Here is a 24,474-nt window from a genome sequence, read left to right on the forward strand (position 1 = left end):
GTCACCTGAAATTACCAAAAATCGGCCATTTCATAAAACCAATCCGGCGACTAATCTACATCTGTCGCGTCACTCAGGACGCTCTTTCAAACCCCAAGCGAAGAGGAAATCATCATGGAATCACGTCTCGACTTCTACAAAGCCAGCCCCGCCGCGATCAAGGCGCTCGTTGGTGTCGAAGAGCGCATCGCTAAATGCGGACTCGAGAAATCGCTGACCGAGCTGGTGCGCCTGCGCGCATCGCAGATCAACGGCTGCGCGTTTTGCGTCGACATGCACACCACCGACGCGCGCAAGGGCGGCGAAACGGATCGCCGGCTGGCGACGGTCGTCGTCTGGCGCGAAACGCCGTTCTTCACCGACCGCGAACGTGCCGCGCTGGAATGGACCGAGGCGCTCACGCTCGTGTCCGAGGAGCACGTACCCGATGCCGTCTGGACCGCCGTGAAGCCGCACTTCAGCGACGAGGAAATCGTCGATCTGACGCTGCTCATCGCCGCGATCAATAGCTGGAACCGCTTTTCAATCGCGTTTCGCAAGATTCCCGCGTGAGGTAAAAGCCATGAACCTTCGCAAGATCATGATGTTGACGGCGGCGCTGGCGTTGAGCGCGTCCAGGGTGTTCGCGCACGATGCAGCCGCGGAAGTCGTCACGCCCGTGATGAAGCAGGCGATTCCCGAGATCGCGGGCAAGAACGTGCTGATGGCGACTGTCTCGTATAAGCCGGGGCAGGCATCCGAGGCGCATATGCACCCTGGCTCGATCTTCGCGTATGTGCTGGAAGGTCATGTCACGTCGCAACTCGAAGGGTCGTCCCCGAAGACCTACGGGCCGGGCGAATCGTGGTACGAGCCGCCCGGCGCGCATCACCTCGTATCGAAGAATGCGAGCGCGACCAAGCCGGCGAAGCTGCTGGTCTTTGCGGTGGCAGGCGACGGCGATCCGGTCAAGCTGCCGATTCCGCATTGAGCGATGTCCTGGCGGTTAAGCGTGATTCATTCGGCATTCACGCTTTGTGACAAACGTGCCTAGCCATTGAGCGACAATCGCGGCGCCACGTTTATTCCGTTTCGACATCATGAAGCAGGTTCGTACTTTTCTTGCCGCCGCCGCGGTTTTCGCAGTCTTATCCGCGCTTGGCGGATGCGGCATTCTGGGATGCGCCGGCTTCGCCACCAATGGCATTGGCTTCGGCATGTGCAACATGGGCATGCGGTTCTAGCGTCGGCGCGGGTGCGCCGACTTGGCGCTTCATTCGCTTCTTCGAGAGGCGCCCGAAGCCGTCGCCGCCATGCTGATGCACCATGCGATAAAGCACCAACGAGACGAGACGGGCGACGCCTAACGCCACCCGCCCGCGCCTTGCGCTCTACTCCTTCACCGGCGAATACCCCATCTCCAACCCCGCCGCGTGCGCATGCTTCTGCGAATGGGCATTGCGCATCGGCTTGAGTACGAAGAGCGCGAGCAGCGCGGATATTGCCGCCATGCCCGCCGCCAGCATGAAGACCGCGTGCCAGCTTCCCGTCATCGATGTGATCACGCTCGAGAACGGCACCAGCAACGCAGCCGTTCCCTTCGCCGTGTACAGCAATCCGGCATTGGTGGCCGCGAACTTCGGGCCGAAGGTATCGCCGCACGTCGCGGGAAAGAGGCTGTAGATTTCCCCCCACGCGAAGAACACGATACCCGTCAGCACCACGAACGCCACCGGACTCTGCCCGTATCGCGATAACGCGACGATGCCCACCGCTTCGATCGCAAAGGCGATGAACATGGTGTTCTCGCGCCCGATACGGTCCGATACCCAACCGAAAAACGGTCGCGTCAAGCCATTGAGCACGCGGTCGATGGTCAGCGCAAAAGTCAGCGCCGGCAACGTCAGGCCAAGCAGCGACACGGGCGAATCGTGCAACCCGAAATCCTTCGCGATTGGCCCGAGTTGCGCGGTCGCCATCAATCCGCCGGCGGCCATCATCACGAACATGATGTACATCACCCAGAAGATCGGCGAACTCAACACCTGCTTCGGGCTCGCGTTGTAGACGGCGCGCTTCAACTTGCTCTTGACCGCGGCGAGCATCTGCGCGGGCGGCGCGTAAAGCGCCATGCCGAGCAGGAACACCACGAGTCCCTGACCGAGTCCGAACCAGAGGAACGTGGCTTCGTATCCGCTCGACTTGATCATGTGCGCAATCGGCACGACAGTCGCGGCCGATCCCATGCCGAAGCCCGCCGCCGTGATGCCCGCCGCGAGGCCGCGTCGCTCGGGGAACCACTTGAGCGCGTTACCGACGCATGTTCCATACACCGCGCCCGCGCCGATGCCGCCCACCGCCGCCGCGAAGTACAAGAGCGGCAGTGACGACGCCACCGAGTTGATCGCCCAGGCAATCGCGCACAGCAAGCCGCCGCACACGACGACAGGACGCGGACCGTATTTGTCGACGAGATACCCCTCCACGGGCACGAGCCACGTCTCGGTAACCACGAAGATAGTGAACGCGACCTGAATCGATGCACGGCCCCAGTGATACTTCTCGTCGATCGGATTGACGAAGAGCGTCCACCCGTACTGCATGTTGGCGATCATCGCCATGCAAATCACGCCGAACACCAACTGCACCCACGGCGACGCCAGGCGCGACGTCTCCGTCTCGCGATCCATCCGGTCGGTTCCCATGCATGTCTCCTTGCCTTGTGTAATCGGACGCCGAGCGGCGCCTCCTGCGATGACGCTTCGACCGCCATCGCATATACACAGTATTTGATATATCAAGTAAGTCAAGCGAAAGAAACGGCGGGGTTTTCACTTAGGACAATGCATACCGTAAGCGCATGAAAGCTTACCGCCGCGCATTGAACGGACGAAAAAAAGCCCGGCAGTCACGAGGCTGCCGGGCGATGGGCGTGGGCGAGACATGGCAATCCGCAACACGCACTCTCTTTATAAATGAAAGCTATACGTAATGTAAAGAGGAGATTTTGTAGGCTTCTCCCTTCTCGTCAGAACACGTTCACTGGGACGTTGACCATGAGTCGATACACGTCGCTCGTTCCGTCCGAATAGTATTGGCTGCCGTGATGGTGCATGTAGTAGAACTTGACCGACGTGTTCTTGAACTTGCCGTCCGGCACCGTATAGCTCGGTATCACGCCAATTTCATAGTGCGTGCCATGCACCGGCTGCCCGTCCTTCCAGTAAAGCCCGTGCTGGCTGCTATCCGGGTTGGCATATTGGTTGGCCATGGCTGTCGCATCCGCGTCCCAGCCATACGCGCCCCACAGCGTGAACTTCAGGCCGGGCACGCCGTACTCCTTCATGTTGAGCGAATACGACAGACTCACGGACTTTTCGTGCGGCGCGTTGTAGTCGACATCCAGCGAATTCGAGAGATAGTCGCCCGCGGATTGGCCCACGTAGTCGAAGAACTGATCGCTTGCAATCTGCTGAAATGCGAATTGAAGCGTATGCGCGCCGTGCGTGCCGGCAAGCGCCAGGCTGTACGCGTTGTTGTTGATCGAGCCTTGGCGCTTGTCGCCGATCGCGCCCGTGTAGTAGTAGTTCAGCGCGCCGGTCCAGCGCACGGTTTTCGGGTCGCCGATACTTTGCGTCGCCGAGAGGTAGTACTGCTGCCACACGTTGTTCGCGACGCTGCCGTAGAGCGTGACGGCGGTATCGTCGCCATGGGTCCAGTCGCCGCCGAAATACGTGAACTGCGACATGTGCGTGCCGCCGTACTCGGTGGTCAGGCCCGTAACGCTCGCCATGCCGCGCGCGATCACGCCATCCACGGTACCGGCCTTCAAGGTCAGATTCTTGATCTCGTCGCTGGCAAGCGAGAAGCCGCGATATGTCGGCGGCAGCGCGCGATTGTCGTGCGGCACGAGAAACGGGTTATCGAAGAGTTGCTGGCCATACTTGAACACGGTGTTCGAAACACGCGCCTTCACGTCCCACACGCCGGGATACGCCCACGCGAGTTGCGTGCGCCCCGCTTCGCCCGGCGCGCCAATTCGCACGCGGTTGCCCGCGCCGCTGCCGCCGTTGAGCTTGAGCGCGCCGAACATCGTCAGATCGAAACCGAGACCGACGAGACCGCGCGTGTAACCCGATTCGAATACCGCTTGCTCGCCGAGCACCCACGCGTCCTTCTTCTCCGCGCCCTTCGCTTCGAAATGCTCGGTGTAAGAGCGCGTGAGCAAGTTCAGATGCGAGTCTTCGATCAGCCCTTTCGATTTCGCCTGATTGCTCACGGGCGCATCTGCCTCGGTATTGGGCGGCGATGAAGGCGGCGCCTCGGTGTGCCGCGACGGCGGGTCGGTATCGTCGGTCGGTGCCGGGGCTTGTTGCCCGTAGGACGCGACCGAAGCGGCCATGAAGCCGCTGAAAAGCAAAATGGAAAGCGCGAGGGAACGTTTTTGTTTTTTCATGAAAAGTATCTCCAACTACTGACTCAACCTGTTGATTGCTCCATCGAAATCCATGAAGGATTCCGAAACGAACGGATGCGAAAAGCCACGTCCGGCGATACAAACGGTCGGGACGAACGTGGCAAACGGCTAGGGCGAACAGAAGACGCGCCATGCTGCGCGCGAGCGAAATTGATAGTGCTTTATGACGAGTTTCCGGGTTCCTCTATTCGACGTGTTTAGATGTAATCAAGCAAAGAAGCAGGCGGCGGAGGATTTCTCCGCCAACGCGCGCAACGTGGGCGTCTCGAGCGAACAACGCGACTCGGCCATGGGACAGCGTGTATGAAACACGCAGCCCGATGGCGGGTCGATCGGGCTCGGAATATCGCCGGAAAGAATCTGCACGACCTTGGCGCGCTCGACCGACGGGTCCGGCACCGGCACGGCCGAAAGCAGCGCGCGCGTGTACGGATGGCGCGGCGTTTCATAGAGCGCGTGTTTGTCGGCAAGCTCCATCACGCGGCCGAGGTACATCACCATCACGCGGTCGGAGATATGGCGCACCACGGCGAGATCGTGCGCGATGAAGATCAGCGAGAGCTTCATCTCCTTCTGAAGCGACTTCAGCAAATTGACGATTTGCGCCTGAATGGAGACATCGAGCGCGGACACCGGCTCGTCGCAGATCACGAGTTTCGGCTCGACAATCAACGCGCGCGCAATGCCGATGCGCTGACACTGCCCGCCCGAAAACTCGTGCGGATAGCGGTTGATCATCTGTTCGCGCAGACCCACCTTCGCCATCAACGCGCGCACCTTAACGTCGATCTCGTGCCGGCTCATGCCCGGCCGATGTTCGAGCAAAGGCTCCGCGATGATCTGCCCGACCGTCATGCGCGGATCGAGCGATGCCAGCGGGTCCTGAAAGATCATCTGCACGTCGCCGCGTACGCGATGCCATTCGCGCGTCGATGCTTCGCGCAACGGCGAGCCCATCCACACGATATCGCCGGCGGTCGCGGGAATGAGGTTGAGAATGGCGCGCGAGAGCGTGGACTTGCCGCAGCCCGATTCGCCGACCACGCCGAGCGTTTCGCCCGCCTTCAGATCGAAGCTCACGCCGTCGACGGCCTTGAGCGTGCGCGACGGCGCCCACGGCAAGCGCTTCTTCGACTTCACCTGAAAATGCACGCGGACATCGCGCACGGAAAGTATCGTCGGGGCCGATGCATCAGACATGGCTCGCCTCCTGATAGCGGGTGATCATGTCTTCGGCGGGACGGTGGCAGGCGCGCAGCCAGTGCACGCCATCGACCGGCCGCAACGCGGGCACGTGCTGCACGCAGTCTTCGGCGGCATGCGCGCATCGTTCGTGAAACGGGCAGCCCGCGGGCGGATGCGCCATGTTCGGCGGATTGCCCGGAATGCCGGTCAGTTCGCCGCCGCTCTTGTCGAGACGCGGCAGCGCGCGCAAGAGCCCGATGGTGTACGGATGCGACGGCTTTGCGAACAGCGTGCTCGCATCGCACTGCTCCATCACGCGGCCGCCGTACATCACCATGACCTTTTCGCAGAGACCGGCCACCACGCCGAGGTCGTGCGTGATCAACACGATCGACGTGCCGAAGTCGCGCTGCAGATCGCGCAGCAATTGCAGCACTTGCGCCTGCACGGTGACGTCGAGCGCGGTGGTCGGTTCATCGGCGAAAAGCACTTCGGGCTCGCAGAGCAGCGCCATGGCGATCATCACGCGCTGACGCATGCCGCCCGACAACTCATGCGGATATTGTCCGATACGATGCGCCGCTTCCGGGATGCGTACCGCTTCGAGCATGCCGATGGCGCGCTTTTTCGCCGCGCGGCGCGTCATGTTCTTGTGCAGTTCGAGCACTTCGGTCATCTGCCGTTCGATGCTCAGGTACGGATTGAGCGAACTCATCGGGTCCTGAAAGATCATCGAGAGACGGTTGCCGCGAATGCGGTTCAGCGCCTTGCCCGACAGCCCGAGCAAATTTTCCCCGCGATACAGCGCCTGCCCGCTCGCGCGTCCGTTCGATGCAAGCAGCCCAAGCATGGCGAGCACGCTCTGGCTCTTGCCCGAACCCGATTCGCCGACGATACCGAGCGTTTCCCCCGCTTCCAGCGTGAAGTTCACGCCGTTGACCGCGCGCACGGTGGCGTCGTTGGTCTTGAACTCGACCTGAAGATCGCTGACATGAAGTAGCGGCATGACTCACCTGTCCTTCGGATCGAGTGCGTCGCGCAAACCGTCGCCGACGAAGTTGATGCAATAAAGCGTGATCGAAAGCAGGGCCGCCGGACACAGCAAGATCCACGGCGAGGTTTCCATCACGCCTACGCCGTCCTGAATCAGCACGCCCCAGCTCGTCATCGGTTCCTGCACGCCGAGCCCGAGAAACGACAGCACGGATTCGGTGAGAATGACGCCGGGCACCGTGACAGTGGTATAGATGGCGACGATGCCGAGCAGATTCGGCACCACATGCCGCACGATGATGCGCGAGGTCGGCACGCCGATGGCGCGCGCCGCTTCCACGTATTCCTTCGAGCGAATGGCGAGCGTCTGGCCGCGTACCACGCGCGCCATGTCCATCCACGAGAACACGGTGATGGTGAGCACGACGAGATAGAACTCGCGGCCGAGCAGCGTGACCATGAGAATGGCGATCAGCAGGTACGGAATGGCGTACATCATGTCGACGAAACGCATCATCGCGTTATCGATCTTCCCGCCGATGAATCCCGCCAGCGCGCCCCACACGATGCCGAGCGTGACCGATGTCAACGTGGCGAGCGCGCCGATCACGAGCGACACGCGTCCGCCGATGAGACAGCGCACGAGCAGATCGCGCCCGGTTTCATCGGTGCCGAAGAGGTGCCAGTTTTCGAACGTGGGCGCGGCGCTCATGGCGTTCCAGTCGGCGGAATCGAACTGATTCGGCAAGAGCCACGGTCCGACTATGCAGATAAGCGTGATGACCGCGAGCAACGCGAGACTGACCGCCGCCGCCTTGTTGCGCACGAAGCGCGCGCGGGCGTCCTGCCAGGGGCTTCGGCCCGCGACGGCCTGTTCCAAGAGCGGCGCTAAAGATACGGATTTCATTGGGCGCCCTTTAGTAACGGATCTTCGGATCGAGCCACGCATAGGCGAGGTCGACCAGAAGGTTGAGCAGCACGGCCACCACCGTGACGAGCACGACGAGTCCCAGCACCAGTGTGTAATCGCGGTTGGCCGCGCCGTTCACGATCAGCTTGCCGATGCCCGGCAACGAGAACACGGACTCCGTCACGACCGCCGCCGTGATCGAGGAAATCGCGAGCGGACCGAGCACCGAGACGACTGGAATGAGCGTGGGCTTCATCGCATGGCGAAGCACGATGGTGCGCATGGGCAAGCCCTTCGCGCGCGCGGTGCGGATGTACTGCGTGTTCATCACTTCGATGAGACTCGCACGCGTCACGCGGCCCACGGTGGCGACGTTGATCATCACGAGCAGCGCGATGGGCAGCACCATGTAGCGCATCTGAAAGTCGTTCCAGCCGCCCGCGGGAAGCCATTTCAGCGCAATGGCGAACACGAGGATCAGTACCGGCCCGATCACGAACGAGGGAAACGCGTTGCCCGCGTTGCTCACGAACATGAGCGCGTAATCGATCATGCTGTTGCGCCGAAGCGCCGCCGCCACGCCGAAGGCGACGCCGATAATGATGGCGAGCAGCATCGACACGCCCCCGATGAAGAGCGACACCGGCAAGGCGCGCAGCACGAGTTCGTTCACGCTCCAGTCGGCATAGCGGAACGAGGCGCCCAGGTCGCCGTGCAACAAGCTGTCGAGATACAGCAGGTACTGCTTCCACAACGGCTCGCCGAGGTGATACTTCGCCTGCAGATTCGCGAGCACTTCGGCGGAAACCTTGCGCTCGCCGTCGAACGGACCACCGGGCGTGGCGTGCAGCAGCAAATAGCACACCGTGATCACGATGAGAAGCGTAGGCAGCGTGAGCAGCACGCGCCGCAATGTATAAGACCACATAGGTATCTCAGTGTTTGACGATGTAGAGGTCCTTGCTGCCGTAGTGATCCATCGGATTCTTGAGCGAATAGCCGCCTACGTAGCTCTTCACCAGTCGCGGCAGGCCGTACTGCAGGAGCGGCAGGAACGGATAATCCTCCATCACGAGTTTCGCCGCCTGCGTCTGCAACTGCGTGCGCTTCGCCTGATCGGTCGTCTCGCTGGCTTGCTGCGCGAGGGCGTCGGCCTTCGGATTGCAATTGAAGTTGTCGTTCTGCTCGGACTTGCACTGCACGAGCGTGAGGAACGTGGTGGCGTCGTTGTAGTCGGCGACCCAGCCATTGCGCGCGATCTGATAGTCGCCCTCGTGACGCTTCTTGACCAGAACCTTGAATTCCATCGATTCGATCTGCGTGTCGAGGCCGAGCTTGGTCTTCCATTCCGACGCCGCGAAAATCGCCATTTTCTTGTTGTAGTCGCTCGTGTTCATGGCGAAACGCAGCTTCGTGCCGGGTTTCACGCCGGCTTGTTCGAGCAGCTTCTTCGCTTCCTCGACGCGCTTGGACATCGGCCAGGCAGACCAGTCATATGCCGATACATCCGCGCCCTGCACGCCCTTGGGCATCAGCCCGTACATGGGCGTCTGGCCGTCGGCGGTCACGCGCTGCGCGAGCAGATCGCGGTCGATCACCATCGACAAGGCCTTGCGCACGCGCACGTCCTTCAGGAGCGGATCGCGATTGTTGAAGCTGTAATAGCGCGTGCCGAGGATCAGCGAATTGCGAATGTCGTTCGGAAACTGCTGGCGATACTTGGCAAACGTGCCAGTCGGAATCTGATAAGTCATGTCGTTATCGCCCGACTGGAAGAGCTTCACGTCCGTGTTTTCGTCCTCGACGGGCAGATAGGTCACTTGCGTCAGCTGCACATGTTCCTTGTCCCAGTAACTCGCGTTCTTCGTCAGCACGAGCTTGCTGTTGACCTGCCAGTCCTTCAACTGAAACGCGCCGTTGCTCACGAGCTTGCCCGGCTTGGTCCAGTCTTTCCCATATTTCTCGACGCCCGCGCGATACACCGGCGCGAAGTTCTGATTCGACATCAGTTCCGGGAGGAACGGCACGAGGCCGGCGGTCTTGACTTCGATCGTATAGGCGTCGATGGCGCGCACGCCGAGCGCGTTAGCCGGCTTCTTGCCCGCGACGATCTCGGCGCCATTCAGGAGAAACGGCCCGAACACGCTCGCATAAGAAGATGCCGTCTTCGGGTCGATGAAACGCTGCCAGCCGTACACGAAATCGCTCGCACTGACAGCCTCGCCATTGGACCAACGGGCGTTCTTGCGCAGATGGAAGAGCCAGGTTGTCGCGTCCTTCTGCTCCCACTTTTCGGCCACGCCCGGCACCACGGTGCCGTCCGCGTTGGCGGCGGTGAGGCTCTCGAACAGGTCGCGCGTGACGTTCGCCGCCACGACCGTTTCTACCAGCGCGGGGTTGAGCGTTTCGACTTCGGAGCCGTTATTGCGCACCAGTTCCTGCTTGGCGGCAAGCGTAACGCCCGACGGCACGATGGCAGCGTGCGCCGACATCGTGAAGGCCAGCGCCGCGAGCATCGCGAGAGTGTATTTGGGCGTAAGTGAGGTCGTGCGCATTGCGTTTTCCTTCTTGTCTCGTTGTCTTGGTTATCGTTGCAGTTGCGCCGGTCGTTTAGTTCGGCTGCACTAAACAATTGGCTCAACGAATCATCAGGGCTAGATTCGTAGAGCCCGAAGCACTGCCCCCGCGCGCCGCGGCCAGCCTTTGGCTTACGCCGGGCCTTTCATCGCGCTTCTAGGTTGGCGGCGAGTATTTCGTATCAATAAGACGGATGCCACTCACATGTGGTTATAGTGACTAAATTTTTCGAATACTCGTGCGAATTGTTGGCAAAACACACACGGTCGGCATGCGTCAAAGCGCAGCGAAAAGGCAGTAAAGCATTGTTTCCTATAAGATCTGCGTCCTCGCAGTACCGAAACTGCACTACCAGAGCCGCTTGACAAAGCCGTCCCCAAAATGATTCGTTTTCGCCAGATCGAGGCATTCCGTAGCCTCATCATGACGGGCACCAGCGTCGGCGCCGCCCGCAAACTCCATGTGACGCAACCGGCCATCAGCCGCCTGATTGCCGATCTCGAAGCCGATCTCGGCTTCAGCCTCTTCAGCCGTATCGGCGGCCGTCTGAATCCGACCAACGCGGGCCTGCGCTTCTATAAGTCCGTCGAGGAAAACTTCCTGGGACTGGAGCGCCTGAAACAGGTCGCGCAGATGATCCGCGACGAAGCCTCGGACGGCCTGACCGTCGCCTGCATGCCGGTGTTGGCCACCACGTTGTTGCCGCCCGTGCTTGCCGACTTCACGGAGCGTCATCCGGGCGTGCCGATCAAGGTGGATTCGGTGAAGGTGCCCGAGGTGCTCGTCAGCCTGCAAAATCACACCGCCGATGTTGCCTTGAGTCAGGCATTTCCCGCGGTGGCAGGCATTGAAGTCGAGACCTTGCTGAAAGCGCGTGCGCTTTGCGCCATGCCCGCGTCGCACAGGCTCGCTGCGAAGAACATCATCCGTCCGGACGACTTGCGCGGCGAGAAGCTGATCGGCTGGCTGCCCAATGCGCGGCAGCCTTACGAGGCGGAGCAATCGCTCATTTCGGCGACCGAAGAAAGGCCGCGCTACACCGTGCTCACCGACACTGCCCACACGCGCTACGCGATGGTCGCGGGCGGTCTGGGCGTGTCGATCGTCGAGCCGTTCGCGGCCAAGGTCTGGCGCTCGCACGGCGTGGTCGTGCGGCCGTTCGAAACCGATATCGAATATGAATACGCGCTGTCTTATCCGGGCAGCGGCATTCGTTCGGATCTCGTCGCGTCGTTCAGGGAATCGGTGCGGCGCGTGGTCGAGACGTATTCGTTCGATGCGTAGCGGCTTCGTTCGAGCGTGGCGCGCGGTTCACCCGCGTTTCGATGCGTAGTGAATTCTTCGCGGCGCTCGCGCTGACAAGCGCGCTTCTTAGCTGGCGAATTCATCACGGCGCGTCGTTCCGACGGACGCGTGCTCCACGCGAGCCGACTCGTCGCGCGTATCGTAAGCGCGTCAGATGGGCGTTGAAGAATCACGCCCCGCCAAACAACGCCTCCGCCCTCCGCTGCATCTCCTCCGGCGACACATCTTCGCGGTGAGTCGCGATCCACCACACATGCCCATACGGATCGCGAATCTTGCCGCCGCGATCGCCATAGAACTGGTCTTCGACCGCGCGCAGAATGGTCGCGCCCTGGTCCACCGCGCGCTGGGCGACGGCATCGACGTCATCGACATAGAGATGCAGCATCACCGGGCTGCCGCCTACGGAGAGCGGGCCTTTCACATCCATCTCCGGAAATTCGTCGCACAGATAGACGACCTTGCCGCCGATAGACAACTCCGCATGCCCGATGCGCCCGCCCGGCTGTTCGAGCCGGTAGATCTCGGTAGCGCCGAACACCTTCGTATAGAACTCGATGGCCGTCACGCCGCCCGCCACCGCGATGTACGGGATCACGCCCTGACGGTCGGCGGGGATGGGATCGACTTGTGCGTTCATGTGCGTCTCCTGGTTTCACTTCGACGTGAGCAGATGAACATGTTGCCACTGTTTGCGGCCGGTTTGGGCGCGGCTTGCGCGCCGCCCGACGCCGCCCGCGAATGCTCCGTATACTCTTGGCTGGCGCAACCTGTCCCGTTCATAAAACAACCACACTGGAGCACTCATGCACGATCTGAAAGGCAAATCGATCCTCATCACCGGCGCGAGCACGGGTATCGGCGCGGCGGCGGCGCGTGCGTTCGGCCAATACGGCGCGAATGTCGCGGTGCACTACAACAGCTCGAAGGACCAAGCCGAGCAAGTCGCGAGCGACGTGCGCGCGCTGGGGGTCTCGGCCGTTACCGTGGGTGCGGACGTGCGCGATTCGAAGGCCATCGATGCCGCCGTCGCCGCGACGGTCGAAGCCTTCGGCAAGATCGACGTGCTCATCAACAACGCGGGAAGCCTCGTCAAGCGCGAGCCGATCGGCGACGTTACCGACGAACTCTTCGACGAAGTCATGCATATCAATGCGCGCTCGGTGGTTGCATTCACGCGCGCGGCGCTGCCCTCGCTGCGTTCGGGCGGCGGCGGTTCGATCATCAACGTGACGTCAGTCGCGGCGCGCAACGGCGGCGGTCCAGGCGCGCTGCTTTATGCGGCGTCGAAAGGCTTTGTCAGCACGATCACCAAGGGCATGGCCAAGGAACTGATGGGCGATCGCATCCGCGTGAACGCCGTCGCGCCCGGCGTGATCCAGACGCCGTTTCAGGAGCGCTTCACCTCGCCGGAACAGCTCGAATCCTTCCGCAAGTCAATTCCGATGGGCTTCATAGGCGAGCCGGACGACTGCAGCGGCGCGTTCCTCTATCTCGCCTCCGAGGCGATGTCGCGCTATGTGACTGGCCAGATCATCGACGTGAACGGCGGTCAGTTGATGCCTTGAGCGCATGATGCGGCGCGTGCCATTTCTTGGCGCGCCGCGAACATGGTATAAGCGCTTACAACCCCGAAAAGCCTAAGGAGAACGCAGGAGATGCAGTCGAAAAGAGAACCGCGCTTTCGCACGCTCGCATTGAGCGCCATCGTTGCCTCGGCGCTTCTGGCGGCCGGTTTCGTCGAAACCACGCCCGCCGTTGCCAAGACCGCGGACACTCAGCCGCAAGTCCTCACCGCCTCGGCCGTGGCGGTTGCCGACAAGTTCGCCGCCGACACCGCCGAGCAGATCCTGAAGCAAGGCGGTAACGCGGTCGATGCAGCCGTCGCCATCGCCTTCACGCTCGCGGTGACTTATCCGGAAGCGGGCAATATCGGCGGCGGCGGATTCATGACGCTGTACGTGGATCATCGTCCGTACTTCCTCGACTATCGCGAACGCGCGCCGCTCACGGCCACACGCAACATGTATCTCGACGACAAGGGCGAGGTCATCAAGGGCATGAGCCTTTACGGACATCGCGCGGTCGGCGTGCCGGGCACGGTGGAAGGCATGTGGCAGGCGCAAAAGCGCTTCGGCAAGCTGAAGTGGAAGCAGGTGCTCGCGCCCGCCATCAAGTATGCGGAAAACGGCTTTCTCGTCGACGATCAACTGATTTCCCGGCGTGACGCCGCATCGAAGGATTTCGCCGGCAAGACGAACTTCGATCTCTACTTCGGCGGCATGAAGGCGGGTCAGGTATTCAAGCAGCCCGATCTCGCGGATACCTTGCAGCGCATCTCCGACAAGGGCGCCAAGGGCTTCTACGAAGGCAGAACGGCCGAGCTGATCGCCACTTCCATGGCGGGCCACGGCCTCATCACGTCGCGCGATCTGAAAGACTACAAGGCGGTCTGGCGGCAACCGATCGTCGCGAGCTGGAACGGCTATCGCGTGATCACCGCGCCGCCGCCGAGTTCGGGCGGCGTCGGCCTCGTGCAGTTGCTCAAGATGAAGGCGGACCTGAAGGACAAGTTCGAAGGCGTGCCGCTGGATTCGGCGCAGTACATTCACCTCGTCGCGGAAATCGAGAAACGCGTCTTCGCCGATCGTGCGCAATATCTCGGCGATCCCGACTTCTACAAGGTGCCGGTTGCACAACTCACCGACGACGACTACATCCTGAAACGCGCACAGGAAGTGAATCCCGACAAGCCCTCGGAGACGAAGAGCGTGCTGCCGGGCCTCGGTACATCGATGCCCGAGAAAGCGGAGACAACGCACTTTTCTGTCGTCGACAAATGGGGCAACGCGGTGTCGAACACGTACACCATCAACGGCTACTTCGGCTCGGGCGTGATCGCCGAAGGCACGGGCGTCGTGCTCAACGACGAGATGGACGACTTCGCTTCCAAGCCGGGCGTGCCGAATATGTTCGGCGTGGTCGGCAGCGACGCCAACGCCATCGAGCCGAAGAAGCGGCCGCTGTCTTCCATGACGCCGACCATCCTCACGCGTGACGACAAGGTCGCGATGGTGATCGGCACGCCGGGCGGCTCGCGCATTTTCACGTCGATCTTCCAGGTGCTCTCGAACGTCTACGACTTCAACTTGCCGCTACCTGAAGCCGTGGGCGCGACGCGTTTTCATCATCAGTTGCTGCCGCCGGACACAATCTACCAGGAGCCGTTCCATCAGCTCGATCCGGAAGTCGTGAAGCAGCTCGAAGACAAGGGCTATAAGTTCACGATGCAAGGCTTCAATGGCGACATTCAGGCTATCCGCATCAACGGCGACACGCCCGAGCCCATGTCCGACCCGCGCGGACGCGGTGTATCGCGGATCATGCAGTAATGGGTTTGTCAGGGCGTACGTGACGAAGCGTTCACCCCCGACGCCGGCCTAGGCATTTGCCCTAGTCCGGCGTTTATCGTTCTGGCGGGAAGCCCCAGCCAGCTTAGGACTCTCAGAAATATAAGAATGTTGGCATGAGCGGCATGTTTTCCACGGGATTGGACCTCGCGTTGCGTTCCCATAGTCTTTGTCCTGACCGAGTGCAGCCATCAGCGGCGAGCACGAGGCTACATCCAGAACTAAATACGAGACGACCCTGACGACGGACCGCAGTGCGCTTGATTGCGCGCACGGTCGACCGTTTCAGCGTGCTGATAAAGGAGCAGCTCATGTTGGAATCCCCCGCCCAGCAGCTTGGCGACATCGACATTTCCCCTATCGAACGAGAGGACACGGCACCGACCGCGAGCGGCGGCTTTCTTGACCGCTACTTCGGCATATCGCTCGCTGGCAGCACGGAAAAGACCGAAGTGGTCGCGGGCATCACGACCTTTCTCGCGATGGTCTACTCCGTGTTCGTCGTGCCGGGCATGCTCGGCAAGGCCGGTTTCGATACCAGCGCGGTGTTCGTCGCCGTGTGCCTCACGACCGCGTTCGGCTCGCTGCTGATGGGCGTATGGGCGCGTCTGCCTATCGCGATTGGTTGCGCCATCTCGCTAACCGCATTCACCGCGTTCGGTCTCGTGCTCGGCAAAGGCCTCTCGCCTGCCATCGCACTGGGCGCCGTGTTCCTGATGGGCGTCGTTTTCACCGCGATCTCCGTGACTGGCGTGCGCTCGTGGATCTTGCGCAATCTGCCGACGGGCGTCGCGCATGGCACGGGCATCGGCATCGGCTTGTTTCTGCTGCTGATCGCGTCCAACGACGTCGGCCTGATCGTTAAAAATCCCGCGCCGGGCATGCCGGTTTCGCTGGGCGCGATCCGCGCGTTTCCCGTGCTGATGTCGGTGCTCGGCCTGGCGGCGATTTTCGGGCTGGAACGCCGGCGCGTGCCGGGCGGCATTCTGCTCGTGGTGGTCGGCCTGTCGGCTATCGGCCTGATCTTCGATCCGTCCGTGCGCTTTCACGGCGTGTTCGCGCTGCCTTCGCTCGCGACGCCGGGACACGCGTCGCTCATCGGCGCGATGGACATCAAGGGCGCGCTTTCGATGGCCGTGCTGCCGAGCGTGCTCGCACTCGTGATGACCGCCGTGTTCGACGCCACCGGAACGATCCGCGCCGTCGCGGGCCAGGCGGGTCAGATCGACGCCAACGGGCGCATCGTCAACGGCGGACGCGCGCTGACGGCCGATTCGCTCAGCTCGATCTTCTCCGCATGCTTCGGTGGTGCACCGGCGGCGGCGTATATCGAATCGTCGGTGGGCGTGGCGGCGGGCGCAAAGACGGGGCTTGCGGCAACGGTCGTCGGCCTGCTCTTTCTCGCGGTGATGTTCCTTTCGCCGCTCGCCGGTCTCGTGCCCTCCTACGCGACGGCGCCCGCCTTGATGTACGTCGGCCTGCTCATGCTCGGCAACGTGAGCAAGCTGCACATGGACGATACCGTCGACTCCATGTCCGGGCTCGTATGCGCCGTGTTCATCGTGCTGTCGGCGAATATCGTCACCGGCATCATGCTTGGCTTCTGCACGCTGGTGATCGGGCGGATCGTGGCGGGCGAGTATCGCAAGCTGAACGTGGGGACGGTCGCGATCGCGATCGTGCTCGCGGTGTTCTATCTCGGCGGCTGGGCGATCTAGACGTCGCCATCCGATGCGACAACGGCGCGCTCTCCGTGAGGAGGCGCGCCGTTGTCGCTCTGGCGATGCGCTACGCGCTCGTAAAAGACAAACGCCCCGGGAGCCATTCGCTTCCGGGGCGTTGCTTTGAAACTCTGACCGGGTATTGTCCGACTTACTTGGTGCGGCGATACGATTCGACGAGCATCTCGCAGTTTTGCAGATGCAATTGCAGTGCGCGATTCCACTCGCGGCGCACCGTTGCCTTCGCCGAGCGCAGGAACGAACCGAACGAAACGAACAAAGATTGTTGAGCGGTGGTTTTCATGGCGTCTCTCAGGTAAAGAATCAGGGTAACTAGCTAGGGGATAACCCTAACTATACCCTTTTCATGCTGCATTGCAACCAAATCTTAAAAAGCGTCGCTCTGGTTTGGATTTTTGCAACAGGAATTTGCTGGATAGTCGGTAAATTTAACGAACGTCGCAGCGCCGGCGTGTACTGGCTCGCTTCTTGCAACCGCCACGCGAGGCGCGGGCGTTCTCCAATGTTTTCCGATTGCTCGCGCGAAAGGCCAGATAAAAAGGCCAGACAACAGAAAGCGCAAGCACATGCCAGAAAAAACCACGCAAGCCCTGCCCGCCCGCATTTCGACGGGCATCGAGGGAGTCGACGACATTCTCGGCGGCGGATTGACGCCGCATCGCATGTATCTGATCGAAGGTGCGCCGGGTGCGGGCAAAACGACTCTCGCCTTGCAGTTCTTACTCAAGGGCGCGGAAGTCGGCGAGCCAGGTCTTTATGTGACGCTTTCGGAGACGAAGGAAGAACTCGTCGCCGTGGCCGAAAGCCATGGCTGGGACACGAAGCGCTTTACCATCATCGAACTTCTATCGGACGAAGGGCTCGACCCGCGTTACGAGCAGACCGTTCTGCATCCCGCTGAAGTGGAACTGGGCGAAACCGTGCGCGATGTCATCGCGCAAGTGGATGAAGTGAAGCCTGCGCGACTCGTCTTCGACAGCTTGTCCGAGTTGCGCATGCTCTCGCAAAACCCGCTGCGTTATCGCAGACAGATTCTCGCGTTGAAGCGTTACTTCGCGACGCGCGCCTGCACCGTCATGCTGCTCGACGACAACACGTCCGAGCCCGGCGATCTGCAGTTGCACAGCATCGCGCACGGCGTGCTGTGCCTCGACAATCTCGTGCACGACTACGGCGGCGAGCGCCGGCGCCTGCGGATTGCGAAGATGCGCGGCATCAAGTTTCGCGAAGGTTTTCACGACATGACGCTGAACACCGGCGGCATTGAAGTCTATCCGCGTCTGATCGCGTCTGAACATCACGCCGATTTCTCGGCAAAGCCGCTCAGCACCGGCACGGCCGGGCTAGATGCGCTTCTCGGCGGCGGCCTCGTGCCAGGCACCAATACGCTCATCGTCGGGCCGTCGGGCGTGGGCAAGACGACCACCGTGACCTCGTGTCTGCTCGCCGCGCTCGAACGCGGCGAGCCGTGTGTCTACTATCTTTTCGATGAAACGCGCACCACGCTTTTGCGGCGCTCGACGAGCCTCGGCATCGATCTGCGGCCGCATCTCGACAGCGGCTTGCTGAACTTGCGCCAGGTCGATCCCGCCGAAATATCGCCCGGAGAGTTCACGAGCAGCGTGCGACAGAGCGTCGAACAGGGCAACGCGCGCTACGTTGCCATCGACAGCCTGAACGCGTATCTGCAAGCGATGCCCGGCGAGCGCTACCTGCTCCTGCAAATGCACGAACTGCTCACCTATCTGAACCAGCGCGGCGTCATCACGATGCTGGTGCTGGGGCAGCATGGAATCATCGGCGAAATACAGAGCGACGTGGATATCAGTTATCTCAGCGACGTGGTCCTGCTGTTTCGCTACTTCGAGCGTCAAGGCGAAGTGCTGACGGCGCTGACCGCCGTGAAAAGCCGCGCGAGCGGCCATGAGCGCTCGATTCGTCAATTTCAGCTGGGCGCGGGCGGGCTGAACGTCGGCGAGGCATTGCGCGACTTCGAAGGCATTCTGAGCGGCCTGCCTTCGTACAAGGGCGGCACGGCCATGCTGGTTCCCGACACCAGTCACGCGGGCTCCTCGGGGAACTAGCGCCATGGAGTTTCGCGTTCTGATAGTGGCGCCATTCGGCCGCGATGCCGACGTAATCGCCGATGTCCTCGCATTCGATGACCGCGATTGCTTCGCGTGCGCCGATTCGGTTTGCCTCACCGCCGAACTCGACCGCGGCGCGGGCACTGCCATCGTCACCGAGGAATCGCTCAAGAGCGACAACGGCGAAGTGCTCGCCGCCTGGATCGACCGGCAACCGGCGTGGTCCGACTTTCCCATCATTCTGCTTTCAGGACGCGCAACCGAACGGCGCTCGGCCGCGAGTATCGACATGCTGGAGCGTCTTGGCAACGTGCTCGTCCTCGAACGTCCGCTGAATTCGGAGACCTTGCGCCGCGCGGTGATGTCGTCGCTGCGGGCGCGTGCGCGCCAGTACGATGCGCGCCGGCATCTCGCGGAGTCGGAGCAGCATCTGATCGCGCGCTCGAAGGCGCAGGAAGCGCTCGAACGGCTCAACGACTCGCTGGAAAGCCGTATCGCCGAGCGCACCCAGGAACTGGCATCGGCAAATAATCGCCTGATGCGCGAAATCCACGAGCGCGCCAAGGTGCAGGCCGTGCTCGTGCAGTCGCAAAAGATGGAGGCGCTCGGGCAATTGACGGGCGGCATCGCGCATGATTTCAACAATCTGCTGAATGTCATCATGGCGAACGCGGAATTGATCGCGCGAATCAGCAGCGACGAGCGCGTGCGCAAAATGGCCGCGACGACCAAGCGCGCCACCGAACGCGGCGCCAAGCTCACCGCGCAGTTGCTGACGTTTTCGCGCACCAGCAATCTCGATTTGAAAGCGGTCAACGTCGCGTCGCTTTTGCAAGGCATGCGCGACATCATCTCGATCTCGCTCGGCTCGTCGATCGCGTTCACCACGACCTCCGATTCCGAAGATCTCTGGACCCAGGCGGATGCCAATCAGCTGGAACTGGCCGTCCTCAATCTCACGATCAATGCGCGCGACGCCATGCCCGGCGGCGGGCGCCTCACGATCCACGCGGGCGAGCGCCCCGCGCCCGACGAAACCTTCACGGCTGGACGCTACGTGGTCATCCGTGTGAGCGATTCGGGCTCGGGCATCGAGCCAGGCGTGCTGTCGCGCGTGTTCGACCCGTTCTTCACGACCAAACCAGTCGGCAAAGGGACGGGGCTCGGCTTGAGCCAGGTCTACGGCATCGCGCGGCAGGCGGGCGGCGTGGCGCGTATCGAAAGCGAACCGGGCAAAGGGACGAGCGTCGAAATCTGGTTGCCGCTGGGCGCGAAGGATTTGCAGGAAGCCGACGTTGCGCTCAAACCCGAGGACAGCGCATCGGGCGCGAAGCGCATCCTCGTGGTCGAAGACGACGAAGACGTGCGCGAGATGCTCGTCGAATGTCTGCAGACGCTCGGCTATTCGGTGACGCACGCCTGCGACGGCCCCAACGGCCTCAAGCGCCTGCCACTGGACCATCCCGATCTGATGATGGTCGACTTCGCGATGCCCGGCATGAACGGCATGGAGGTGATCGCGAAAGCGCGTGAACTGCGTGCCGATCTGCCGGTGATCCTGGCAACGGGCTATGCGGACGTCGATGTATCGAAGATCAAGGAAAAGCGCTTTGCCGCGCTGCGCAAGCCGTTTCAGCTCGATGAACTCGCGCGCACGGTGCGTATTGCGCTGGACAACTGAAGCCGCCGCGACAACGTGACGGTTACACGGCGTTGAACGCTACTCGTGGATCGTATAACGGTTCTGCGGGCCGCCCGTGTAGAGACCCTTCGCCAGTTCGAGAATGCGTTCGCGATTGCGGTCGAACGTGGCGAGCAGCGCCAGCTCACCCGTGCCCATGCCGGGATTCAGCGCGGCAAGCGTCTTGTCCTCGACCAGAAAGCTGATCTCGCGCTTGCTGTCGTAACCCCAGAAGCACACGCCGTGTCTTGCGGCGTCGTAGCTGCGGCTGGGGTTCGGGAAGTTGAGGACTTCCGCGGGCTTTCCCATCTAGACACCCGGGCCCACGTAACGCCACTTGCTCGCGTTGACGTCGATAAGCGCGTCATTATCGCGGCGCTTTTGAGCGCGCTCGCTGTCCGCGTTGCTCAGCGCCGATGCACGCGACTTCTGCGCGATCGTATATTCGCTTTGTTTGACGGCCACGGCGGGATTGACTTTGGGTCTCGTTGTCATGCTGGTTCCAGTCCGGAAAGAGAAAACATCGGGACTCGGTGGTGGGCGTCTGACTTCCACTTCGATGGCGAAGTCAGAATAGAGCGTCGTCACGCCATGCACCGAGGACAGCTTGAACGAATGTCGCGCTAAGGCTATTTCTTCTTCACGGATGCGCTGGCTTCCGCGCTTTTCTTGGGCGTGGCCCACGATACAGCCGCTGCCGGCGACTCTACTTTCTTCGGCTGTTTGGGCTTTTTAGCCTCTTTATTTCCGCGTACCTGACCTTTTGCCATGATCCTGCTCCCCGACTTGCACAGACGCGAAGGCGACTGCTGCGCCACATAGTGTGGGCGCTTTCGGAGGAACTGTCGCGATTTATTTTTTTACCGGCAGTGTTGAGGGAATGAAAGCACGGCTCGAAGCCTTTTCGAAGCTTTTATAGCATGCCTTAATATCAAGCCGAAACAGCCTCATTCTGCTTGCTCCTTCCCGATACCGTTTGCTTTTCGCTCGCTTTGAGCGCATGGTGAGGCAGCATCACTACACGTTGAAACTGCCCTGATCCGCATTTGTCCAGTACTGGCGGCATCGCTTATCGAGCAAGTTTTCTGACTGTCATTTCACGAGACACGTCGCACCAAGCCGCGTGCATTTGACAACGTGTTCGCGTTTCATGGCGAGCAGACCTTCGACGAGTTGCCGGTCTCGAAAGAGCCGGTATCGGAAGAACTTCGCTGGCGGCGCGAAACCAGCCAAAGCCAGTTTTCCGACAACGAAGGTGAATCTATGTGGACCTGCATACGATGCAGCGGCAGGATCTCGCGCGCCAAGGCCGAAGCTAGCGTCGACAGCTTCGGCTGCTATTTCATCTGCAAGGTATGCTCGCGCCGTAATACGCTCGTGGATGTCTCGCTTCCCGCCGGGCCGACCCTCCTTGCGCAGGCGCCCGACAGAAAGCCGCGCTGGGTTGCCCGGCCGGCTATTCTGTTTTCATGATCGCGGTCAGGCGCCGCAAACTAGTGTCAAGAAATCAGCGCGTCATTGCGCTGGCGTGTCGGGCGCGAGTTGCACGCCCTTCTTGAAGATGAAGCAGCCGTAGCCGCGCGCTTCGCTCGTCTGAATCACGCAATAAGCCTGTTTGGCGCGCTCGTAAAAAGCGAAGCGCTCGACGGGCGCGAGCGGAACGGCGCGGCCTTCGGCGTCGTCGACTTCGCGTTGTACTTCACGCTGTACGGCAGGCAGCGCATCCGGGTCGCCGACCACTTCCATGCGCTCGGCGGGATGATCGACGAACGTATCCAGCGGCAGCACAGACAACACGGCCCGCACCGCACGCGGCGCGTTGATGCCGTCGAGACGCAGCAATTGTCCGCGCACGGTCTGACGCGCGACGGAATCGCCGGGAAAGTTGGCGTCGCAGATGACGACTTCATCGCCGTGGCCCATCGCGCAGAGTGCGTGAAGGATGTCGGCGTTGAGCAAGGGATCGAGATTCTTCAGCATGTTCCTGTCGTTCTCCGTGGACATTGAAACCGGGTTTGCCGACGTATGGTAACCGCGTGGGACGACTCGTCGGCAACTTCAAGGCACGAGCAGGTCGCCTTCGCGCCGGACTTCCGCGCCCGCGATGCGCGCGACCAGCATTCCCGCCGTCGCGAACCGCGTCCAGTGCCGCGCATACAGCACGCCGCCGCTCTGCGCGATGAGCGGCACGAGTTCGTCATGGAGCGGATCGAGCACTTCAGCGACGACATCGCCCGCGCGTACTTTCTCTCCAACTTCGCGCGCATGCAGAATCACGCCGGAGATCGGCGCGTGAAGGTATTCGCATCCGGCAAGCGGCGTCGGCGGATTGGCGAGCGCGGGCAGCGCGGGGGCATCGCCCGAAATAAAACCCGCGTGCGTCAGATAATCGACGATTGCCTGTGCATCGCGCGCAGCGGTTTCGCGCGATACGTCGCGCACGCCGCGCAGTTCGAGAGTGACGGTTGCCGCGCCCCGAGGAATGGGGAAGCGTCCGGCGAACGCGTCACGCAGATAACGCCACGCCGATACGCACGCTTCGTCGAACGGCTCGCCGCCCGACACGTCCGCGAGCAATTGCGCCTCGCTGCCGAGATAGCGCGCAAGCGGTTCGATCCGAACCCAGGCCTCGGGCGTCGTGTAGAGATGCGCGACGGCTTCCCAGTCGCAATGCATGTCGATGATGAGATCGGCATCGCAAGCCAGCGTCATCAGCGCGATGCGCTGCGATTCGAGTTCGGTCGCGGGCTCGAGCGCCGCGAACGCATCGCGCAAGGCGGCGCGGATGGCGCGGGCGTTGTGCGCTTCATCGCCAGTCAGGTGTTGCTTGAGTCTATCGACGAGCCTCGGCCCAAGCGCGGGAAAGCGCCGGTTGAAATCCTGTCCGGACTGCATGTCGAAGCGGCCCATTTGCGTGCCGAACCAGTGCTGATTGAGCCCGGCCGGATTCGCCACGGGCACGAGCACGATCCGCGCGTTCAGGCGCCCCGCCGCTTCCAACTCCGCGAAATGCCGCTTGAGATACCACGCGACCACCATGCCCGGCAGTTCGTCGGCGTGCAGCGACGCCTGGATATAGACCTTCGGCCCATGTTCCGCGCCCAAGGCGTAGCTCGTGATCGCGCGCCCCGTTCCAGGCGAAGCGGCGACGAGCGGATGGTGCGTGACCTGCATGGAATGAATTGCCTCGTAAAAAAAGAAAGGCACCGCAAGCGATGCCTTTTCGGTCGATACTCGGAACGCTAAACGCCAGGGCGCTTACTGAATCGAGATATCGGTGGCGAAATACTTCGCCATGATGCGCTTGAACGTGCCGTCCTTCTTGATCGCGTCGAACGCCTGGTCCAGGCCGTTCTTCAGATCGGCGTCGCCCTTGCGCAAGCCGATTGCCGTGCCCGGACCGATGATCGCCCGGTCTTCGACAATCGGCCCGACGAGCGCGAACGCCTTGCCTTGCGGCTTCTTCAGAAAGCCGATGGCGGCTTGCGCGGCATCGGTGAACATGGCGTCGATACGGCCCGCGACCAGATCGTTCTCGACCTGATCCTCATCGCCGTAAGGCACGACGGTCACACCCTGCGGTTCCCACTTCACGCGCGCGTAGTGTTCCTGCACCGTGCCCTGTTCGACGCCGACGCGTTTGCCCTTGAGCGCCTGCGGCGTCGGCAGAATGCCCGAGCCCGCGCGCGCGACGAGTTGCGCGTGGGTATCGTAGAGCGGCTGGGTGAAATCGATCTGCTTCAGGCGTTCTTCGGTAATGCCCATGTCGGACAACACGGCGTCGAACTTGCGCGCCTTGAGGCCGGGAATCATGCCGTCGAAACTGTTTTCGACCCACACACATTTGACCTTCATCTGCGCGCAAAGCGCATTGCCGAGGTCGATGTCGAAACCGGCCAGCTTGCCATCCGCCTGCTTGGATTCGAACGGCGGGTAGCTGGGATCGACGGCGAAGCGGATCTGCGTGAGTTCCTTGGCGTGAACGGAAACCGAGGTGACGGCGAGTGCTGCGAGCATCGCGGAGAAAGCGAACGATGCGGACTTGCTGACTGACTTCTTGAACGACATTCCAATCCTTCGAGACTTGCGGTAAAAATTGACGCCGGAGCGATTACTGCCAAGCGCGTG

24 protein-coding genes are annotated in these 24,474 nt (G+C 61.7%); 9 read left to right on the forward strand and 15 right to left on the reverse strand.

Annotated elements, in window-relative coordinates; genetic code table 11:
• Positions 1 to 114: 114 nt before the first annotated feature.
• Together NCR98_RS17010 and NCR98_RS17015 are read left to right on the forward strand one after the other, a co-directional pair.
• Positions 115 to 552 carry a carboxymuconolactone decarboxylase family protein gene (locus tag NCR98_RS17010; protein ID WP_244829592.1) on the forward strand — a complete coding sequence of 146 codons (438 nt, stop codon included), beginning with the start codon at positions 115 to 117 and terminating at the stop codon, positions 550 to 552.
• Positions 553 to 562: 10 nt separating this feature from the next.
• The gene (locus tag NCR98_RS17015; RefSeq protein ID WP_250526750.1) at positions 563 to 970 is read left to right on the forward strand and encodes a cupin domain-containing protein; all 408 of its coding nucleotides are present in this window, start codon (positions 563 to 565) and stop codon (positions 968 to 970) included.
• 157 nt (positions 971 to 1,127) lie between these two features.
• Here NCR98_RS17015 and NCR98_RS17020 read toward each other — a convergent pair whose 3' ends face one another.
• The 8 genes from NCR98_RS17020 to NCR98_RS17055 all read right to left on the reverse strand — a co-directional run bounded on the left by NCR98_RS17020 (position 1,128) and on the right by NCR98_RS17055 (position 10,099).
• Positions 1,128 to 1,352, reverse strand: coding sequence for a hypothetical protein (locus tag NCR98_RS17020; protein ID WP_250526930.1), 225 nt, complete (start codon positions 1,350 to 1,352; stop codon positions 1,128 to 1,130).
• Between the two features lie 18 nt (positions 1,353 to 1,370).
• Positions 1,371 to 2,684, reverse strand: coding sequence for an oxalate/formate MFS antiporter (gene oxlT, locus NCR98_RS17025; protein ID WP_250526751.1), 1,314 nt, complete (start codon positions 2,682 to 2,684; stop codon positions 1,371 to 1,373).
• A gap of 323 nt (positions 2,685 to 3,007) precedes the next feature.
• Entirely contained in the window at positions 3,008 to 4,435 is a 1,428-nt protein-coding gene (locus NCR98_RS17030) for an OprD family outer membrane porin (RefSeq protein WP_250526752.1), read from the reverse strand.
• A gap of 228 nt (positions 4,436 to 4,663) precedes the next feature.
• Positions 4,664 to 5,656, reverse strand: a complete 993-nt coding sequence (gene oppF, locus NCR98_RS17035; RefSeq protein WP_250526753.1) for a murein tripeptide/oligopeptide ABC transporter ATP binding protein OppF — start codon at positions 5,654 to 5,656, stop codon at positions 4,664 to 4,666.
• Complete coding sequence (locus tag NCR98_RS17040; protein WP_250526754.1) at positions 5,649 to 6,647, reverse strand: ABC transporter ATP-binding protein; 999 nt, start codon at positions 6,645 to 6,647, stop codon at positions 5,649 to 5,651. Before NCR98_RS17040 ends, oppF begins: the two co-directional genes overlap by 8 nt.
• 3 nt (positions 6,648 to 6,650) lie before the next feature.
• On the reverse strand, positions 6,651 to 7,541 hold the full coding sequence (locus NCR98_RS17045) for an ABC transporter permease subunit (protein ID WP_250526755.1): 891 nt from the start codon (positions 7,539 to 7,541) through the stop codon (positions 6,651 to 6,653).
• Between the two features lie 10 nt (positions 7,542 to 7,551).
• Positions 7,552 to 8,472, reverse strand: a complete 921-nt coding sequence (gene oppB, locus NCR98_RS17050; protein ID WP_250526756.1) for an oligopeptide ABC transporter permease OppB — start codon at positions 8,470 to 8,472, stop codon at positions 7,552 to 7,554.
• Positions 8,473 to 8,479: 7 nt separating this feature from the next.
• Positions 8,480 to 10,099, reverse strand: coding sequence for a peptide ABC transporter substrate-binding protein (locus NCR98_RS17055; RefSeq protein WP_250526757.1), 1,620 nt, complete (start codon positions 10,097 to 10,099; stop codon positions 8,480 to 8,482).
• 403 nt (positions 10,100 to 10,502) lie between these two features.
• On the opposite strand from NCR98_RS17055, the gene NCR98_RS17060 reads away from it, so the two are divergent.
• Positions 10,503 to 11,405, forward strand: a complete 903-nt coding sequence (locus NCR98_RS17060; RefSeq protein ID WP_250493455.1) for a LysR substrate-binding domain-containing protein — start codon at positions 10,503 to 10,505, stop codon at positions 11,403 to 11,405.
• 190 nt (positions 11,406 to 11,595) lie between these two features.
• Here the strand turns inward: NCR98_RS17060 and NCR98_RS17065 are convergent, their stop codons facing one another.
• Positions 11,596 to 12,066, reverse strand: coding sequence for a VOC family protein (locus tag NCR98_RS17065; RefSeq protein ID WP_250493456.1), 471 nt, complete (start codon positions 12,064 to 12,066; stop codon positions 11,596 to 11,598).
• Positions 12,067 to 12,232: 166 nt separating this feature from the next.
• Here NCR98_RS17065 and NCR98_RS17070 point away from each other — a divergent pair, with 166 nt between their 5' ends.
• From NCR98_RS17070 to NCR98_RS17080, 3 genes are all read left to right on the forward strand, one after another.
• The gene (locus tag NCR98_RS17070) at positions 12,233 to 12,994 is read left to right on the forward strand and encodes an SDR family NAD(P)-dependent oxidoreductase (RefSeq protein WP_250493457.1); all 762 of its coding nucleotides are present in this window, start codon (positions 12,233 to 12,235) and stop codon (positions 12,992 to 12,994) included.
• 90 nt (positions 12,995 to 13,084) lie between these two features.
• Complete coding sequence (gene ggt, locus NCR98_RS17075) at positions 13,085 to 14,818, forward strand: gamma-glutamyltransferase (RefSeq protein ID WP_250467169.1); 1,734 nt, start codon at positions 13,085 to 13,087, stop codon at positions 14,816 to 14,818.
• A gap of 329 nt (positions 14,819 to 15,147) precedes the next feature.
• Positions 15,148 to 16,554: an NCS2 family permease gene (locus NCR98_RS17080; protein ID WP_244829561.1), complete on the forward strand. Its 1,407-nt coding sequence runs from the start codon at positions 15,148 to 15,150 to the stop codon at positions 16,552 to 16,554.
• 154 nt (positions 16,555 to 16,708) lie between these two features.
• On the opposite strand, the gene NCR98_RS17085 is transcribed toward NCR98_RS17080, so the two are convergent.
• The gene (locus NCR98_RS17085; RefSeq protein WP_244829554.1) at positions 16,709 to 16,861 is read right to left on the reverse strand and encodes a hypothetical protein; all 153 of its coding nucleotides are present in this window, start codon (positions 16,859 to 16,861) and stop codon (positions 16,709 to 16,711) included.
• Positions 16,862 to 17,144: 283 nt separating this feature from the next.
• On the opposite strand from NCR98_RS17085, the gene NCR98_RS17090 reads away from it, so the two are divergent.
• The gene (locus NCR98_RS17090) at positions 17,145 to 18,662 is read left to right on the forward strand and encodes an ATPase domain-containing protein (protein WP_250526758.1); all 1,518 of its coding nucleotides are present in this window, start codon (positions 17,145 to 17,147) and stop codon (positions 18,660 to 18,662) included.
• A 4-nt stretch (positions 18,663 to 18,666) separates the two neighbouring features.
• A complete protein-coding gene (locus tag NCR98_RS17095; protein WP_250467170.1) occupies positions 18,667 to 20,346 on the forward strand; it encodes a response regulator in 1,680 nt (559 codons plus the stop codon).
• A gap of 39 nt (positions 20,347 to 20,385) precedes the next feature.
• Here the strand turns inward: NCR98_RS17095 and NCR98_RS17100 are convergent, their stop codons facing one another.
• Both NCR98_RS17100 and NCR98_RS17105 read right to left on the reverse strand, forming a co-directional pair.
• Positions 20,386 to 20,655 (reverse strand): DUF1488 family protein, encoded by a 270-nt coding sequence (locus NCR98_RS17100; RefSeq protein WP_250526759.1) that lies wholly within the window; start codon positions 20,653 to 20,655, stop codon positions 20,386 to 20,388.
• Complete coding sequence (locus NCR98_RS17105; RefSeq protein ID WP_250467172.1) at positions 20,656 to 21,030, reverse strand: hypothetical protein; 375 nt, start codon at positions 21,028 to 21,030, stop codon at positions 20,656 to 20,658.
• A gap of 453 nt (positions 21,031 to 21,483) precedes the next feature.
• On the opposite strand from NCR98_RS17105, the gene NCR98_RS17110 reads away from it, so the two are divergent.
• Complete coding sequence (locus NCR98_RS17110; RefSeq protein ID WP_250510097.1) at positions 21,484 to 21,819, forward strand: hypothetical protein; 336 nt, start codon at positions 21,484 to 21,486, stop codon at positions 21,817 to 21,819.
• Between the two features lie 42 nt (positions 21,820 to 21,861).
• On the opposite strand, the gene NCR98_RS17115 is transcribed toward NCR98_RS17110, so the two are convergent.
• From NCR98_RS17115 to NCR98_RS17125, 3 genes are all read right to left on the reverse strand, one after another.
• A complete protein-coding gene (locus NCR98_RS17115; RefSeq protein WP_244829546.1) occupies positions 21,862 to 22,326 on the reverse strand; it encodes an RbsD/FucU family protein in 465 nt (154 codons plus the stop codon).
• A gap of 78 nt (positions 22,327 to 22,404) precedes the next feature.
• Positions 22,405 to 23,520, reverse strand: a complete 1,116-nt coding sequence (locus tag NCR98_RS17120) for a succinylglutamate desuccinylase/aspartoacylase family protein (protein WP_250526760.1) — start codon at positions 23,518 to 23,520, stop codon at positions 22,405 to 22,407.
• Positions 23,521 to 23,604: 84 nt separating this feature from the next.
• Positions 23,605 to 24,414 (reverse strand): ABC transporter substrate-binding protein, encoded by an 810-nt coding sequence (locus NCR98_RS17125; protein ID WP_244829543.1) that lies wholly within the window; start codon positions 24,412 to 24,414, stop codon positions 23,605 to 23,607.
• Positions 24,415 to 24,474 lie beyond the last annotated feature (60 nt).

The organism is Caballeronia sp. GAWG2-1, assembly GCF_023631405.1.
Lineage (GTDB): Bacteria > Pseudomonadota > Gammaproteobacteria > Burkholderiales > Burkholderiaceae > Caballeronia.

Coding starts and splice junctions, on each gene's coding strand:
- NCR98_RS17010 (WP_244829592.1), top strand. CDS start 115: ATGGAATCACGTCTCGACTTCTACAAAGCCAGCCCCGCCGCGATCAAG.
- NCR98_RS17015 (WP_250526750.1), top strand. CDS start 563: ATGAACCTTCGCAAGATCATGATGTTGACGGCGGCGCTGGCGTTGAGC.
- oxlT (WP_250526751.1), bottom strand. CDS start 2,684: ATGGGAACCGACCGGATGGATCGCGAGACGGAGACGTCGCGCCTGGCG.
- NCR98_RS17030 (WP_250526752.1), bottom strand. CDS start 4,435: ATGAAAAAACAAAAACGTTCCCTCGCGCTTTCCATTTTGCTTTTCAGC.
- oppF (WP_250526753.1), bottom strand. CDS start 5,656: ATGTCTGATGCATCGGCCCCGACGATACTTTCCGTGCGCGATGTCCGC.
- NCR98_RS17040 (WP_250526754.1), bottom strand. CDS start 6,647: ATGCCGCTACTTCATGTCAGCGATCTTCAGGTCGAGTTCAAGACCAAC.
- NCR98_RS17045 (WP_250526755.1), bottom strand. CDS start 7,541: ATGAAATCCGTATCTTTAGCGCCGCTCTTGGAACAGGCCGTCGCGGGC.
- oppB (WP_250526756.1), bottom strand. CDS start 8,472: ATGTGGTCTTATACATTGCGGCGCGTGCTGCTCACGCTGCCTACGCTT.
- NCR98_RS17055 (WP_250526757.1), bottom strand. CDS start 10,099: ATGCGCACGACCTCACTTACGCCCAAATACACTCTCGCGATGCTCGCG.
- NCR98_RS17060 (WP_250493455.1), top strand. CDS start 10,503: ATGATTCGTTTTCGCCAGATCGAGGCATTCCGTAGCCTCATCATGACG.
- NCR98_RS17065 (WP_250493456.1), bottom strand. CDS start 12,066: ATGAACGCACAAGTCGATCCCATCCCCGCCGACCGTCAGGGCGTGATC.
- NCR98_RS17070 (WP_250493457.1), top strand. CDS start 12,233: ATGCACGATCTGAAAGGCAAATCGATCCTCATCACCGGCGCGAGCACG.
- ggt (WP_250467169.1), top strand. CDS start 13,085: ATGCAGTCGAAAAGAGAACCGCGCTTTCGCACGCTCGCATTGAGCGCC.
- NCR98_RS17080 (WP_244829561.1), top strand. CDS start 15,148: ATGTTGGAATCCCCCGCCCAGCAGCTTGGCGACATCGACATTTCCCCT.
- NCR98_RS17085 (WP_244829554.1), bottom strand. CDS start 16,861: ATGAAAACCACCGCTCAACAATCTTTGTTCGTTTCGTTCGGTTCGTTC.
- NCR98_RS17090 (WP_250526758.1), top strand. CDS start 17,145: ATGCCAGAAAAAACCACGCAAGCCCTGCCCGCCCGCATTTCGACGGGC.
- NCR98_RS17095 (WP_250467170.1), top strand. CDS start 18,667: ATGGAGTTTCGCGTTCTGATAGTGGCGCCATTCGGCCGCGATGCCGAC.
- NCR98_RS17100 (WP_250526759.1), bottom strand. CDS start 20,655: ATGGGAAAGCCCGCGGAAGTCCTCAACTTCCCGAACCCCAGCCGCAGC.
- NCR98_RS17115 (WP_244829546.1), bottom strand. CDS start 22,326: ATGCTGAAGAATCTCGATCCCTTGCTCAACGCCGACATCCTTCACGCA.
- NCR98_RS17120 (WP_250526760.1), bottom strand. CDS start 23,520: ATGCAGGTCACGCACCATCCGCTCGTCGCCGCTTCGCCTGGAACGGGG.
- NCR98_RS17125 (WP_244829543.1), bottom strand. CDS start 24,414: ATGTCGTTCAAGAAGTCAGTCAGCAAGTCCGCATCGTTCGCTTTCTCC.